This is a genomic window from Pseudoxanthomonas sp. (assembly GCF_002863005.1).
Taxonomy (GTDB): domain Bacteria; phylum Pseudomonadota; class Gammaproteobacteria; order Xanthomonadales; family Xanthomonadaceae; genus Pseudoxanthomonas_A.
On record NZ_PKDG01000019.1, the window covers coordinates 83,877 to 99,742 of the forward strand.

The window sequence follows — 15,866 nt, forward strand, 5'->3', positions numbered from 1 at the left end:
CCCGACAGCCGCGAACGGACAGGCGACGCGGCTGCCGGACATCGGCCCGGGCGTTGCCGATGACGCGGCCTGGTCGGCGGCGGCACGCGCGTCGCTGGGCCATACCGATGCCCGGCTGGACAAGCGCTTCGACCAGGACGACGGCATGGACCGTATCCTCGCGCTGCGTGCGCGGGCGGTCGATCACCTGCTGAAGGATGCGTGGCTGCGCTGCATTCCGCCGGAGGCGCCGATGGCGTTGTTCGCGGTGGGGGGCTATGGCCGGGGCGAACTGTTTCCGCATTCGGACGTCGACGTGCTGGTCCTGGCGGCGCCCCACGTGCAGCAGGCGCATCACGGCGCCGTGGCGCGCCTGTTCGCGCTGTTGTGGGACGCCGGACTGCCGATCAGCCACAGCGTGCGCTCGGCGGGCGAATGCACGGCTGCGGCCGCTGCCGACCAGAGCGTGCTGACCGCGCTCATCGAGGAGCGCCTGATCGTCGGCGAGCCTGTCGACGAAGGGCTGCTGATCGATGCCATCGGCCCGGCCCGGGTCTGGCCACCGCGGGATTTCTTCGTCGCCAAGCGCGAGGAACTGCGCATCCGCCACGCGCGGTTCGGCGACACCTCCGACAACCTGGAGCCCAACATCAAGGAAGGCCCGGGCGGCCTGCGCGACCTGCACACCCTCGGCTGGATGGCGCTGCGCACGTTCGGTGTGCGCGATCTCGAGGCGCTGGTGGGACTGGGGCATCTGGGCCCGGACGAAGCCGCGGCGCTGGCGCGCGAACGCCGCGCGCTGGGGCGCCTGCGCTACGGCCTGCACCGGGTGGCGAACCGGCCGGAGGAGCGCCTGCGGTTCGATTACCAGAAGACGCTGGCGCAGCGGCTCGGGTTCGCCGACGACGAGGAAAGCCTCGGCGTCGAGAAGATGATGCAGGGCTTCTACCGCAGCGCGGCCATCGTGCGCCGCATCAGCGACCGCCTGCTGCAACGCTTCGAGGAGCAGTTCGACGGCGAGGCGCTGCCCGAGCCGCTGGACGGGCAGTTCGCTCTCCGTCGCGGCTACCTGGCCGCACGTGAAGGCGCCTGGCCGGCGAACGATGTCGGCCAGGTGTTCGCGCTGTTCGCGGTGTGGGCCGCCCATCCGCAGGTACGCGGGCTGCATTCGCGCACGGCGCGCGCGCTGGCGGAGTCGCTTCCGAAACTTTCGGCGTATCCCGCCGCCGGCAAGGAACAGCGCGATGCCTTCATGGCGTTGCTGCGTGGCCCGCGAGCGGTGGAAACGCTCACCCGCATGGCGCGCCTCGGCGTGCTGGGGCAATGGATTCCCGCGTTCGCGCGCGTGTCCGGACGCATGCAGTTCGACCTGTTCCATGTCTACACCGTCGACCAGCACACGCTGATGGTGTTGCGGAACATCGCCGCCTTCGCCGCGGGTCGCGCCGACGAGCGCTTCTCGATCGCGCACGAGGTCTGGCCGCGCCTGCGCAAACCCGAGTTGCTGCTGCTGGCCGGCCTGTTCCACGACATCGCCAAGGGCCGTGGCGGCGACCATTCGGAACTGGGCGCGGTGGATGCGCGCGAATTCTGTTCCGCCCACGGGCTCAGCGAGGCAGACACCGCCCTGGTGGCGTGGCTGGTGGAGCAGCACCTGCGCATGTCGGTGACGGCGCAGAAGCAGGACATCTCCGATGCGGACGTGATCCACGCCTTCGCCGCGCTCGTCGAGGACCGCGAGCGCCTCGACTATCTCTACCTGCTGACCTGCGCCGACATCGCCGGCACCAGCCCGAAGCTGTGGAACGCGTGGAAGGACCGCCTGCTCGCCGACCTGTACTTCGCCGCCCGCCGCGTGCTGCGCGAAGGCCTGGAGAATCCGGTGGCGGTGGATGAACGACTGGACGAGGCGCGCGGCAGCGTGCGCGCCATGCTGGAACTGCAGGGCCTGTCCGCGGCGCAGGCAGACGCACTGTTCACCACCATGCCCGAAGAAAGCTTCCTGCGCTTCCGCCCCGAACAACTTGCCTGGCAGACGCATGCGATCCGCGGTGCGTCGGCAGGCGAAACGCGCGTGCGTGCGCGCCGCATCGCCGACGATGCCGACGCCATGGAAGTCTTCGTGCATTCGCCCGACAGGGACGGGCTGTTCGCGGCCATCCTCGCCACCCTGGACCGCATGGGCTTCGCGATCCACCAGGCGCGCGTACTGGTCGGGCCGCAGGGCGCGGTGTTCGACACGTTCGAAGTGCTGCCGGCCGACGCCTACGCGTCCCGCGATCCGGCCGACATCGAGCGCACCCTCGGCGACGCGTTGGCGCGCCCGCTCGACAGCGTCCGCACCTCGCGTCGCGCCGTGCCGCGCCAACTCAGGCATTTCCGGTTCGCCCCGCGGATCGAATTCGGCACGACGCCCGATGGGCGCCGTACCATCCTCGGCCTGGTCGCGCCCGATCGCCCCGGTCTGCTGTCGGATGTGGCCCAGGTGCTGCGCCGGCAAGGCCTGCGCGTGCACGATGCGCGTATCGCGACGTTCGGCGAGCGCGCAGAGGACGTGTTCCAGATCACCGACGAGCACGACCAGCCGCTGAACGACGCCGCTTTGCAGGACGCGCTGCGCGACGCGTTGCGCGCCGGCCTCGAGACTCCCCCCTGACACGTATCCGGTAGACCGTTCGATGACCCGTAAAGCCAGCAAGACCGAAGAACTGAAGTCCACCATCGAGAGCGCCTTCGAGCGCCGCGCCGAACTGACCCCCGCCGAGATCGAGGGCTCCACCCGCACTGCCGTCGAGCTGGCCATCGAAGGCCTCGAAGCCGGCAAGCTGCGCGTGGCCGAGCCCGACGGCAAGGGCGGGTGGAAGGTCAACGAGTGGCTGAAGAAGGCCGTGCTGCTGTATTTCCGCGTCAACGAGATGGAGTTGGTCGAGGCCTATCCCGCGCCGTTCTGGGACAAGGTCGAAGCGCGCTTCGGCGCGTTCGACGAGAACGACTTCCGCAAGCTCGGCGTGCGCGTCGTGCCGGGCGCCATCGCCCGTCGCGGCACGTACTTCGGCAAGGACGTGGTGCTGATGCCGAGCTTCGTCAACATCGGCGCGTACGTGGGCGAGGGCACCATGGTGGACACCTGGGCCACCGTGGGGTCGTGTGCGCAGATCGGCAAGCACTGCCATCTGTCCGGCGGCGCCGGTATCGGCGGCGTGCTCGAACCGCTGCAGGCCAGCCCGACGATCATCGAAGACCACTGCTTCATCGGTGCGCGATCGGAAGTCGTCGAAGGCGTGGTGATCGGGCACCACAGCGTGATCGGCATGGGCGTGTTCATCGGCCAGTCCACGCGCATCTACAACCGCGCCACCAAGGAAATCACTTACGGCTACGTGCCGCCGGGCAGCGTCGTCGTCTCCGGCTCGCTGCCGGCCGGCGATGGGTCGCATTCGCTGTACTGCGCCGTGATCGTCAAGCAGGTCGACGAGAAGACGCGCAGCAAGACCAGCGTCAACGAGCTGTTGCGTGGCCTGGCGGACTGATCGATGACGACGACGCTTTATGGCCTGAAGAACTGCGATACCTGCAAGAAGGCGACGAAGTGGCTGGCCCGCTTCGGCGTCGCGCATGAATTCATCGACTACCGCGACAACCGGCAGGCGCCGGAGACGCTGAAGGAATGGGCGGAGAAAGCGGGGGGCTGGGACGCGCTGATCAACAAGTCGTCGACCACGTGGCGGCAGTTACCCGAGAACCGCAAGTCACCGGGCTCCGATGCGGAATGGAAGCTCTTGTTGAAGGAGTATCCGCAACTGATCCGTCGCCCCGTCGTCATCGGCGGCATGGCGGGTTTTTCACAGGGTTTCAGCGACAATGGTTTCAAGAAGCAGTTCGGAGCCGGGTCGTGAGCGATGTCGTCGAGCTTTCCAGCGAACTGATCCGCCGCCATTCGGTGACGCCGGATGACGCAGGGTGCCAGCACGTGCTGGCGACGCGTCTGGTGCAATGGGGGTTTCAGTGCGAACACCTGCGCTTCGGCGATACCGACAATCTATGGGCGACGCACGGAACCGGCTCACCGGTGCTGGTGCTGCTCGGACATACCGACGTGGTGCCGCCGGGTCCGCTGTCTGCCTGGACCAGTGATCCCTTCGTGCCGACCGTGCGCGAGGGCGTGCTCTACGGGCGCGGCACCGCCGACATGAAATGCAGCGTGGCCGCATGCACGATCGCGCTGGAACGTTTCGTCGATGCGCATCCCGACCATCCGGGCACGGTCGCCCTGCTGGTCACGTCGGACGAGGAGGGGCCCGCGCACGACGGGGTGAAGAAAGTCGCCGAGCTGTTCCGCGAACGCGGGCAGCGCATCGACTGGTGCATCACCGGCGAGCCGTCTTCGAAGGAAACGCTGGGTGACCTGCTGCGCGTGGGTCGTCGCGGCACGCTGACCGGTACCTTGAACGTTCACGGCGTGCAGGGCCACGTGGCGTATCCGCACAAGGCGCTCAACCCCATCCACAAGGCCCTGCCTGCGCTGGACGAGCTGGCCGCGCGCCAGTGGGACGAAGGCTACGAAACCTTTCCGCCGACCAGCCTGCAGATTTCCAACATCAACGCCGGTACCGGTGCCAGCAACGTCATCCCGGGCGAGCTGCAGGTGGTGTTCAACCTGCGCTTCAATCCCAGCTGGACAGCGGAAGGGCTGGAACGGGAGATCGAGGGCATCCTCCGCCGCCATGGCGTGGATTACAGCATCCAGTGGCTGCGCGGCGGCGAACCCTTCTATACGCCGGAAGGCCATCTGCGTGCGACCGCGCGCGCAGTGCTGGGCGAGTTCGTCGGCGCGCCGCCGGAGGAAAGCACCGCGGGCGGCACGTCGGACGCCCGCTTCATCGCGCCGCTGGGCGCCGAGTGCATCGAGGTGGGACCGGTCAACGCCAGCATCCACAAGGTCGACGAGAACATCCGCGTGACGGATCTCGAGGCACTGCCCGGCCTGTACCAGAAGCTGCTCGAGCGGCTGATGCTGCCGGTCCGCACGGATTCGTAGGAGCGCCCTCGGGCGCGATGCTCTTCCACCTATTCCTGAAGAGCATCGCGCCCGAGGGCGCTCCTACAGGAAAGCGGGTGGTTGCAGGCGCAACTTTTCGCAGGACTTGCCAAGGTCCGGGTGAAGCGGTTACGGTCGCCCCATGCCTTTTCGCGCCGCCATCAATTACAACCGCAACAACCTGCGTCCGAACAATGGGGCGCGGGCGATGCGGCTCTGCGACTAGGCAAAGAAAGACCTGCCGGATTCCAGAAACCCGCATCGCGAGATGCGGGTTTCTTCGTTTCAGGCCCCCGATTCCGAACCCCACCCAGGAGCTTCCACCCATGTGTTCCATCTTCGGCATCTTCGGGCTGCAGCCCGGCGACGACATCGCGGCGCTGCGACGGCAGTCCCTCGAGCTTTCCCAGAAGCAGCGCCACCGTGGGCCGGACTGGAGTGGCGTCTACCACGACGACGGCGCGATCCTGGTGCACGAGCGCCTGGCCATCGTCGATCCGGCCGGCGGATCGCAACCGCTGCGCTCGGCCGATGGCGCGCTGGTGCTGGCGGTCAACGGCGAGATCTACAACCACCGAGAGTTGAAGGGCGAACTGGCGCAGGACTACGCCTTCCAGACCGGTTCGGACTGCGAGGTCATCAACGCGCTGTATCGCGAAGATGCGCCGTCCTCCTTCCTCAACCGCCTCAACGGCATCTTCGCGTTCGCACTGTGGGACCGTGCGACGGGACGTGCGTTGATCGCACGCGACCCGATCGGCGTCTGCCCGCTGTACTGGGGCCATGATCGCGAAGGTCGCCTGTGCGTGGCCTCGGAGATGAAGGCGCTGGCGCCGATCTGCGCGGACGTGGCGCAGTTTCCGCCCGGTCATTACTACGACACCGCCACGCGGGAACTGGTGAAGTACTACGAGAAGCCCTGGCGCGACTACGCCGCCGTCGAAGGCGTACAGGTGCCCAGGGAAGAACTGCGCGAAGCCTTCGAGCGTGCCGTGCACCGGCAGTTGATGACCGACGTGCCGTACGGTGTATTGCTCTCCGGCGGACTGGATTCGTCGCTGGTCGCGGCGGTCGCCGCGCGCTACGCACGCCATCGCATCGAGGACGACGACACGACGGAAGCGTGGTGGCCGCGCCTGCATTCCTTCGCCATCGGCCTGGACGGGTCGCCCGACCTGGCCGCGGCTGAGGTGGCGGCGAAGGCGCTGGGCACGGTGCACCACGGTTTCACCTACACGTTCCAGGAGGGGCTGGATGCCATCCCCGAGGTGATCCGCCATATCGAGACCTACGACGTCACCACCATCCGTGCGTCTACGCCGATGTACCTGTTGGCGCGGCGGATCAAGGCGATGGGGGTGAAGATGGTGCTGTCGGGCGAGGGCAGCGACGAGATCTTCGGCGGCTACCTGTACTTCCACAAGGCGCCGAATGCGAGGGAATTCCATGAAGAGTTGGTGCGCAAGCTGGACGCGCTGCACAACTACGACTGCCTGCGCGCCAACAAATCGATGATGGCGTGGGGTGTGGAGCCGCGCGTGCCGTTCCTGGACGTCGAGTTCCTCGACGTGGCGATGAAGATGGACGCTGCGCACAAGATGATCGACAAGACGAGCCAGGGCGCAAAGCGCATGGAGAAAGGTGTGCTGCGCGAGGCGTTCGATGGCTATCTGCCGGAATCGATCCTGTGGCGGCAGAAGGAGCAGTTCAGCGATGGCGTCGGCTATGGCTGGATCGACGGGTTGAAGGCGCATGCGGAAGCGCAGGTTAGCGATCGCGAACTGGCGGCGGCCGACAAGCGCTTCCCGGTGAACCCGCCGCAGACCAAGGAAGCCTATTTCTACCGCACGCTGTTCGAGCAGCACTATCCGGGCCAGGCCTGCGCCGAGACGGTGCCGGGCGGCAAATCGATCGCGTGTTCGTCGCCGGCCGCCATCGCCTGGGACGCCAGCTTCGCGAAGATGGCGGATCCTTCCGGTCGCGCCGTCGCCGGCGTGCATGCATCCGCGCTGCAGGCGACGACGACATGACACGGTCCGCCAGCAGGGGCTGGCGGTGCCGGATCACTACCTGGGCTGAGCGTTGGCGGGCCGCAGCGTGAGCGTGTGGGTCGCGTCGCCCGGCAGGAAGGGTGTCGGCCTGCCGTGCACCCAATCGTCATGGCCCGCGCCCCAGAACGGCGACATCGGGTGGCCACTCTGGCCGCCGGGCATGTGGATGATGCCGTCCGCCTCATGGCCGGGCGAGACCACCATGCGTTCCGACGCGCCGAACGCGGGACCCTGCACGCGCGGCATGGCGCCGTCGCCTGCCAGCGGTTCGCCCGGCATGCAAAGTTTCTTGAGGAAGCCGGGCAGCGCGTTGGCCAGCGGGTGGCAGATCTTCGCGGTGTTGCGCTCGCCCCAGCGGCGTTCTGCCAGCGGTCCCTGCTCGGCCAGGTCGTCGCGGACTTCCTTCGCGGCGTCTTCCAGCAATGCATCCCACGTTGCGTAGCGGCGCGACAGCAGGTGCAGGGGGCGCTGCTGCAAAAGCGGCCACACCACGCCCTCCAGCTGCGGCAGGTCGGGCATGATGAAGTCGTCGCCCAGCGTGGCCTGCGCAGGCGCGGTCAGGCCGTCGGCTATGCGTGCGTGCACCGCCAGTCGCCAGGCGCGGACCACGCGGTAGCTGACCGAATCGGTGCTGGCGCGTCCTTCCCAGGTCTTGCCTGCCTCGGCGAGCGCCTTGATGGACGAACTGGCCGGCAACCGTTTCGCTTCGTCCTGCAGCAGCCGCCACCAGCGTTCGAGGAACACAGCACGGTCGTCCAGCTGGATCGACAGAAGGTCGCGTTCGGTGAAGCGTTCCTTCGCCATCAGGCCGTCACGGATCTGCTTTGCGCGCGCACCCAGCGCATAGCCGCCATCGCCGACGCGGTCGAGCGCTTCGCCGTCCAGCACGCGCGCATTCGCCGTCCACAGGCGATGGTTGGCGGGGGCAGTCAGTACGGGCGTGAGCTGGCGCGAGATCGCCCATGGCGTGCACGTCGGTGCACCCGATGTGGTCCTGTCGCCTGTCATTGGGCCGCCTGCTTCCAGGGGCGACGGGCAGGCGCCGGCGCGCGACGGCAGCGGACCCAGGATGCGCCACGCGATGCGGCCGTTGTGGTCGGCGATCACCAGGTTCTGTGCCGGCGTGGCGGTCCGTTGCGCGACCGACAAGGCCGCTGACAGGTCGCCCGCGCGTGCGAAATCGGCGAGGCCGAAATTCAGTGCGCCCGGCTGGTGCGCCACCCAGCGCAGCGCCAGCGCAGGCTGCCTGCCGCGTGCCGGATGGATGAGCGGACCGTAGCGCGTGTCCTGCACGTCGAGCGTGACCGGGTCGGCGCCGGCCACACGGATCGTTTCGGCGTGGTGCTCGACCGCATCGCAGGTGCCGGGTGCGGCATCCTTCCCGCAGGGCGTCACCGGGTACCAGTCGGCGGTATCCGCGTAGCTGTTGGTGAAGCCCCACGCCACATGGCCGTTGCTGCCTACGATGATGGCCGGCAGGCCGGGCAGGCTGAAGCCGGACACGTCCACGCGGCCGCCCGGGGCGCGCGGATCCGGATAGCGCAGGCGCACGCGGAACCAGATGTTCGGCGCACGCAGGCCCAGGTGCATGTCATCGGCGACGATGGCACGGCCATCGGCGGTCAGCGCGCCGGCGACCGCCCAGTTGTTGCTGCCCGGCGTGCCCTTGTCGGCGAGCCGTTGGTGCGCGTCGGTCTTCGGCATCGGCAGCGTGCGCAGATCGACCTCGTCTGCCGTCGGCAGCGCCGCGTTGCCGCGCGGCTGTCCATACAGCGGCGCGTCCCATTCCGTGCCGTCGTGCGCGAGCAGCCCGAAGAGCCCCGAAGGCACCTGCTGGCGAAGCTGCCAGAGAGCCAGTTCACGCAGGTTCTCCGAGTCCTGCAGGTCGAAGTACATCGCATACCCGGCCAGCGCAGAGTCTGCCACCTCCCATGGGCGCGGTGCCTGCCGCAGCAGCAGATAGGGCCAGGGACGCGCGCGCAGATCGCCCAGCCCGGCGTTGACGCCGCGCGCATACGCTTCGAGCTGCGGCAGGCGGTCGCCGGCGAAATCCTCCAGGTGTTCGGTCACGCGTGCGCGCATGCGATGCATGCGTCGTTCCTTGTCCATCGGCAGGGCGATCGCGCCGAACAGCTCCGACAGCTCACCTGCGGAGCTGCGCCGCATGAGGTCCATTTCGAAGTAGCGTTCCTGCGCGTGCACGTAGCCGAGTGCGCGCACCGCATCGGTTTCGCTGGCGGCCTCGATGGTGACCACGCCCAGTGCATCGCGCTGGATCGCCACCGGCGCGGACAGGTCGGCCAGCGGCTGCTCGCCATCGAGATGCGCCAGGCTTCCCCGAAGCGACCACCATGCCGCCAGCACCGCCGGAACCACCAGGGCCAACAACAGCAGCGCGATGCGCCGGGTCCACTTCAGCATTGCAGGATCCTTGCGGAGATTGCGTGGCGGGGTGGCCGGATTATTCCATGGAAGCCGCTGCCACCGACGCCGCGCTGCAGCGCCCAACGAGACTGATTCCGATTCGGTCATCGCCCCGAGGGATGGGGCATGATGCGCGCCTTGCCCCAGGAGCCGCCCCCATGAAAGGCCATCCCGATGTCGTCGACTACCTGAAGTTCCTGCTGCGCGGGGAACTGGCCGCGCGCGACCAGTACTTCATCCATTCGCGCCGGTACGAAGACCAAGGCCTGAAGGCGCTGTTCCACCGCATCGACCACGAGATGCACGAGGAAACCCAGCATGCCGACGCGCTGCTGCGCCGCATCCTGTTCCTCGAGGGCGATCCGGACATGCGGCCGGAAGCCTTCACCGCCGGCAGGACGGTCGAGGAGATGCTGCAGCGCGACCTCGAGGTCGAATACGCGGTGCGGGCCAACCTGGCCAAGGGCGTCGGGATCTGCGAGCAGCATGGGGACTACGTGAGCCGCGACATCCTGCTGGCGCAGTTGAAGGACACCGAGGAAGACCACGCGCACTGGCTGGAGCAGCAGCTGGGCCTGATCGAGCGCCTCGGTATCGCGCTGTACCTGACGTCGAAGCTCGACGGCGAGTCCGCCGCAGAGTGATCAGCCGCGACGGAGGCGGTATACCGCCGTCTCCAGCGCGCTCAGCCCCTCTTCGCGAAAACGCGGCTCCTGGTCCAGGATGTCGCGCCGCTCCGCCAGCGTGTGCCGCCAAGGCGCCGAGAACAGCGCTTCGACCTCGGCCTGTGCCACCGAGAACGGTGGCCCGGCCTTCTCCTCCTGCGGATACTCGAGCGTGATCAGCAATCCCTGGCAGCCGGTCGGCAGCGCGGCATACACGGTGTCGCGATAGCGCAGGCGCATGTCGGGCGGCAGGGCGATCAGTGCGGCGCGGTCGTAGACGCCGGCGACGTCCGCCAGCAGCGCCGGTGCCAGGCCGAAGGCATCGCCGACGATGATCTCGATGGGGCCGGCGCTGACGTGTTCGCCGTAGCGGCTGGTCGTCCGCACGGGATCCAGCCCGGCTTCCTCGAAGAACTGCGTTACCGCCAGCGGCGACAGTTCCACGCCCAGCACGCGGTACCCCTGCGCCGCCAGCCAGTGCATGTCCAGCGACTTGCCGCACAGCGGCACGAGCACGCGCGAGCCCTGCGGCAGCTGCAACGATGGCCAGTGCTTCTGCAGCAGCGGCATCACGTCGTGGCGATGGAAGCCGATCTGGCCTTCCTGCCACCGCTGCAGCCAGAAGTCGGTGTCCATGGTCTTATTCCCTCGCGTGTCTTGGGCGGTGAGTATGACGTGCAGTAGAGCGAGGCGCGTTTAGATGCCTGGGCGTGGACGTCGATGATGCGTACCCGGTAGCGCTGTCCCGCGATGCGGAATGACGTCAATTCGTGGTGAGCGACGAGCAAATAGCGCCCAACGTCTCGAGGGCGGAAGAAGCTGGAATGTCCTTACGCGCGGCAACCACCGCCACTACCAGGATGCGCCTGCCCGCATTGGCCGTCAGATAGTACGTAGTCCTGCCTGCGAACTCGGATGCCCACTCCTGATGCCGCAAGGCCATGTGCGAACATGACGAAGCGCTGGCTACCTCGGCCCCCAGCGACTCCAGGTATCTTTTCTCGACCGAAGCGTGTGCATCCAAGCCAGGTGGACTCCCAGGCTCCTCGGAAGGCACCAGCAATACCTGGATCAGGACGCCGTCAATCTCTGCGAACGCCCTGTCGCCGTCCTTGATCGTGCGTACATGCTTACCCGGGACAGTGAAGGAGAATGGCTCCCCGTCCTCGGTGCCGGTGAACAGGAAGCCGTCTTGGGTCCTGTCCATTTTCAGCCAGGCGGCTGAAGCTGGCGACGCTGCCAGAAGCAACGCAAGCAGCCAGAGATGACGCATACCTGTTCCTCCTGGTGGCCATCCTTCCGCGTTACATGAAGCACCGCTGCTGCGATGTCAAAGTCGCGGCGGCGCGCCCGTTCGACGAACTATTGGACTTCCAGTCCATCCACCTTCTGCCACCCCCGCGGCAACAAGCCACCCCGCGTGGCACGCGCGCCGACGTATGCGTCCAGATCCTTGAACGACAGGCTCATCGTGCGCTGTCCGCTCTTGATCGACAACGTGGTGCCCGGCGATACGGCGGCGATGGCGACGACATGCTCGGTGCCCAGTTTGGCCTTGGGGATCTCGATGATCTTGTTGCCTTTGCCCTTGTCCAGTTCCGGCAGTTCGCTGACCGGGAAGGCAAGCAAATGCCCCGCGCTGGTCACCGCGACGATGCGGTCGGCCGCGGGGTTGGGGACGTGGGCCGGTTGCAGCACGTTCGCGCCGGCGGTCAGGTTGAGCATGGCCTTGCCGGCTTTCTGGCGGCCCGTGAGGTTTTCGAAACGGGTGACGAAGCCATAGCCATGCGACGACGCCAGCACGAACCGGTTGTCGTTGTCGCCGCTGGCAAGCGCCTGGAACGACGCGCCGGCCGCCGGCGAGAAGCGCCCGGTCAGGGGCTCGCCGTTGCCGCGCGCGGACGGCAGCGTGTGCACGGCGGTGGAATAGCTGCGGCCTTCCGAATCGAGGAACGCCACCTGCTGCGTGCTGCGCGAGCGCACCGCACCCAGCAGTCCGTCGCCGTCGCGATACGACAACGTTGAGGCATCCACGTCATGGCCCTTGGCGGCACGGATCCAGCCCTTCTCCGACAAGACCACCGTCATCGGCTCGCTGGCGACCAGTTCGGTTTCGTCCAGTGCCTGGGCGGCATCACGCTGCACGAGCGGCGACAGGCGCGCATCGCCGAACTTCTTCGCGTCGGCGGTCAGTTCGTCCTTGATCAGCTTCTTCAGCTTGCTCTTCGACTCCAGGATGCCGGCGATCTTCTCGCGCTCGGCCAGCAGTTCGTCCTGCTCGCCGCGGATCTTCATCTCCTCAAGACGGGCGAGTTGCTTGAGCTTGGTGTCGAGGATGTAGTCTGCCTGTTCCTCGCTCAGCTTGAAGCGCGCGATCAGCGCGGCCTTGGGCTCGTCCTCGGTGCGGATGATTCGGATGACTTCATCCAGGTTGAGGAACGCGACCAGCAAGCCTTCCAACAGGTGCAGGCGACGCTCGACCTTCTCCAGCCGGTGCTTCAGGCGGCGCGTCACCGTGTCGCCGCGGAACGCCAGCCACTCGGTCAGGAACATCTTCAGGTTCTTGACCTGCGGGCGCCCGTCCAGGCCGATGATGTTGAGGTTGACCCGGTAGCTCTTCTCCAGGTCGGTGGTGGCGAACAGGTGGCCCATCAGCTGTTCCGCGTCCACGCGGTTGGAGCGCGGGATCAATACCACGCGCACCGGGTTCGCGTGATCGGATTCGTCGCGGATGTCTTCCAGCCAGGGCAGCTTCTTCGCCCGCATCTGCGCGGCGATCTGCTCGATCACTTTGGACGGCGACACCTGGTAGGGCAGGGCGTCGATGACGATGTTGGCGTTGTCCTTGCGCCAGGTGGCGCGCGCGCGGACGCTGCCGGTGCCGTTCTCGTACATCGCGCGCAGGTCCGAGGCGGCGGTGATGATCTCCGCCTTCGTCGGGTAGTCGGGGCCACGGACGTGTTCGCACAGGTCGGCGACCGTCGCGTCCGGATCGTCGATCAGGCGGATGCACGCGCTGACGATCTCGTTGAGGTTGTGCGGCGGCACGTCGGTGGCCATGCCGACGGCGATGCCGGTGGTGCCGTTGAGCAGCAGGTGCGGCAGGCGCGCCGGCAGCCAGGTGGGTTCCTCGAGCGTGCCGTCGAAGTTCGGTGTCCAGTCGACCGTGCCCTGGCCGAGTTCGCCCAGCAGTACCTCGGCGATCGGCGTCAGCTTGGATTCGGTGTAGCGCATGGCCGCGAACGACTTCGGGTCGTCCGGAGAGCCGAAGTTGCCTTGGCCTTCGATCAGCGGATACCGGTACGAAAACGGCTGCGCCATCAGCACCAGGGCTTCGTAGCAGGCGCTGTCGCCGTGGGGATGGTACTTGCCGATGACGTCGCCGACCGTGCGCGCGGACTTCTTCGGCTTCGCGCCGGCGTTCAGGCCCAGCTCGCTCATCGAATACACGATGCGCCGCTGGACCGGCTTCAGGCCGTCGCCGATGAAGGGCAGGGCGCGGTCGAGCACCACGTACATCGAATAGTCGAGGTAGGCGCGCTCGGCGTACTCGCGCAGCGGGATCTGTTCGAAGCCGTGAAAGGTGGGGCGGATCGTTTCGGTCATTGCGGGCGTGCGGTCTGCGGGTCGGAAGCCCGGCCATTCTACCCGTCGCGTCGTCTCAGCCGCCGATACCCGGCAGCAGCGGACCGTCCAGCCACAGCCAGCGCGCCAGCCAGGCCGTGGTGAAGGCGATCGCCAGGGTGAGCGGCACGCCCACGCGGAGGAAATCGCCGAACGTGTAGCGGCCGGGATTGAGGATCAGCAGGTTGCCGTGGTGGCCGATGGGGGTCAGGAACGAGGCCACGGCGCCCATCGCGGTGCAGACCACGAACGGCACCGGATTCAGTTCCAGTCCGGTCGCCAGCGCCAGCGCGATGGGCGCCAGCAGCACCGTGGTGGCGGCGTCGGACAGGATCTGCGTCAGCAGCGCGGCGGTCCCGAACATGACCAGCAACAGCATCAGCGGCGACCAGTGCGCGGTGTGGTTGAGCAGCAGGTCCGCCACCAGCGCGGCCGTGCCGGTCTTCTCCATCGCGATGCCCAGCGGGATCACGCCGCCGATCATCACGAAGATGCGCACGTCGATCTCCTGGTAGGCCCGTTCGATATCGACGCAGCGCGTGAGCACCATCGCCACCGCGCCGGCGAGGAACGCGATGTGCGGCGCCAGCGTCTCGGTGGCCGCCGCCGCCACTGCGCCGACCATGATGGCCAGCGCGACGGGGGCCTTGCGGCGCGGCTTTTCCTGGCCGCCGAACGGCATCAGCATCAGGAAGCCGTGGTGGGTCGCCAGCGGCTCCAGGTTCTGCTGCTGGCCCCACAGGACCAGCAGGTCGCCTTCCTGCAGCACCATCTCCGACAGTTCGCCGTGCAGCCAGCCCTCGCGCCGCCACAGGCCCACGACCACGACGCCGAGGTTGCGCAGGAAGTCGATGTCCGCAACGCTGCGGCCGACGAACTCCGAATGCGGCGCCACCACCGCCTGCACCAGCTGCTCTTCGCCGAGCGCCTCGGATTTCGGCTGCTCGCCCGGCTTTTCGCCGTACTTCGCCACGGCATGCAGGGCAAGGCCCGGCTCGTCGCGGATGGAAGCGATTTCGTCCGGCGATGCCCGCACCAGCAGCACATCGCCCGCGGCCAGCAGGCTGTCGCTGCGCTGGACGCGGCGGCGCATGCCGTGCCGCAGCCAGTCCACCACCTGCAGGCGGTCATCGAAGGCTTTCGCGAAATCGCCGCGCGACTTGCCGATCCACGGCGAATCCTCTTCCACCAGCAGTTCGGTGTAGTAGCGGTCCAGCTTCAGGTAATCGCCCTGCGGCGTTTCGCCTTCGCGCTTGGGCACCAGCCACCGGGCCATCAACATGTAGACCGTCCCCAGCACCACCAGTGCCGCGCCGATCGGCGTGATGGCGAAGATGTCCAGGGCCGGCAGGTCCGCGCGCTTGATCAGGTCGTTCGACAGCAGGAAGGCCGGCGCGCTGAACAAGGTCAGCGTGGTGCCCAGCGAGGCGGCCAGCGACATGGGCATCAGCAGCCGGGACGCGGCCAGCTTCTGTTCGCGGGCGATGCGCATCAGGATCGGCAGCATCATCGCGGTGACCATCACGTGGTGCGAGAACGCCGCCAGCGCCGCCGTCGCGGGCATGACCACGGCAATGGTGCGCCACTCGCTGCCGCCGGCCGCCTTGCCGATGCCGGCGCCGATGCGGTCGGTGATGCCGGTGGCCGAGAGACCGGCGGACAGCACGAATACCGCCGCGACGATGATCGCGGGCTCGCTGGCGAATCCGGACAATGCTTCCTTCGGTCCCAGGATGCCGGTCAGCGTGAGCGCCAGCAGGGCCAGCAACGCCACCAGGTCGACGCGCAGTTTTTCGCTGATGAACAGACCCAGGGTGATCGCCAGGATGGCGAGGAACAGGATCTGTTGGACTTCCATGCGCTTCCCCGTGCGTTGCGTCGTCGTGCGTGCCGACAGCCTACTGCGGATCGGCGTGAGGACGCGTGAGGCGGCATGCCGCAGGCACGCGCCCATTCCGGAAACGAAAAACCCCCGCTTTCGCGAGGGTCTTCGTTGTGCGTGGTGCCCAGGAGAGGACTCGAACCTCCACGGTTTTACCCGCTAGTACCTGAAACTAGTGCGTCTACCAATTCCGCCACCTGGGC

Annotated in this window: 10 protein-coding genes, 1 tRNA gene and 1 pseudogene; 6 read left to right on the forward strand and 6 right to left on the reverse strand. The window is 67.5% G+C overall.

Annotated elements, in window-relative coordinates:
• Positions 1–31 precede the first annotated feature (31 nt).
• From glnD to asnB, 5 genes and pseudogenes are all read left to right on the forward strand, one after another.
• Positions 32–2,635, forward strand: a complete 2,604-nt coding sequence (gene glnD, locus CYU89_RS09375; RefSeq protein WP_296280665.1) for a [protein-PII] uridylyltransferase — start codon at positions 32–34, stop codon at positions 2,633–2,635.
• Between the two features lie 46 nt (positions 2,636–2,681).
• A pseudogene (gene dapD / locus CYU89_RS09380) lies at positions 2,682–3,509 on the forward strand (2,3,4,5-tetrahydropyridine-2,6-dicarboxylate N-succinyltransferase); the annotation flags it as partial.
• 3 nt (positions 3,510–3,512) lie between these two features.
• Positions 3,513–3,875: a Spx/MgsR family RNA polymerase-binding regulatory protein gene (locus tag CYU89_RS09385; RefSeq protein ID WP_296280399.1), complete on the forward strand. Its 363-nt coding sequence runs from the start codon at positions 3,513–3,515 to the stop codon at positions 3,873–3,875.
• Positions 3,872–5,017 (forward strand): succinyl-diaminopimelate desuccinylase, encoded by a 1,146-nt coding sequence (gene dapE / locus CYU89_RS09390; protein ID WP_296280400.1) that lies wholly within the window; start codon positions 3,872–3,874, stop codon positions 5,015–5,017. Before CYU89_RS09385 ends, dapE begins: the two co-directional genes overlap by 4 nt.
• A 326-nt stretch (positions 5,018–5,343) precedes the next feature.
• Positions 5,344–7,047, forward strand: coding sequence for an asparagine synthase B (gene asnB / locus CYU89_RS09395; protein WP_296280401.1), 1,704 nt, complete (start codon positions 5,344–5,346; stop codon positions 7,045–7,047).
• Positions 7,048–7,083: 36 nt separating this feature from the next.
• Here the strand turns inward: asnB and CYU89_RS09400 are convergent, their stop codons facing one another.
• Complete coding sequence (locus tag CYU89_RS09400) at positions 7,084–9,489, reverse strand: penicillin acylase family protein (protein ID WP_296280402.1); 2,406 nt, start codon at positions 9,487–9,489, stop codon at positions 7,084–7,086.
• Positions 9,490–9,650: 161 nt separating this feature from the next.
• Between CYU89_RS09400 and bfr the strand changes: the two genes are divergently transcribed.
• A complete protein-coding gene (bfr, locus tag CYU89_RS09405; protein ID WP_296280403.1) occupies positions 9,651–10,136 on the forward strand; it encodes a bacterioferritin in 486 nt (161 codons plus the stop codon).
• Here the strand turns inward: bfr and CYU89_RS09410 are convergent, their stop codons facing one another.
• The 5 genes from CYU89_RS09410 to CYU89_RS09430 form a co-directional block, all read right to left on the reverse strand.
• A complete protein-coding gene (locus CYU89_RS09410) occupies positions 10,137–10,793 on the reverse strand; it encodes a thiopurine S-methyltransferase (RefSeq protein WP_296280406.1) in 657 nt (218 codons plus the stop codon).
• A 127-nt stretch (positions 10,794–10,920) separates the two neighbouring features.
• Positions 10,921–11,430 carry a hypothetical protein gene (locus tag CYU89_RS09415; RefSeq protein ID WP_296280408.1) on the reverse strand — a complete coding sequence of 170 codons (510 nt, stop codon included), beginning with the start codon at positions 11,428–11,430 and terminating at the stop codon, positions 10,921–10,923.
• A gap of 89 nt (positions 11,431–11,519) precedes the next feature.
• Positions 11,520–13,763 (reverse strand): DNA topoisomerase IV subunit A, encoded by a 2,244-nt coding sequence (gene parC, locus CYU89_RS09420; RefSeq protein WP_296280410.1) that lies wholly within the window; start codon positions 13,761–13,763, stop codon positions 11,520–11,522.
• Between the two features lie 55 nt (positions 13,764–13,818).
• A complete protein-coding gene (locus CYU89_RS09425) occupies positions 13,819–15,639 on the reverse strand; it encodes an SLC13 family permease (RefSeq protein ID WP_296280412.1) in 1,821 nt (606 codons plus the stop codon).
• Between the two features lie 142 nt (positions 15,640–15,781).
• Positions 15,782–15,866, reverse strand: a tRNA-Leu gene (locus tag CYU89_RS09430).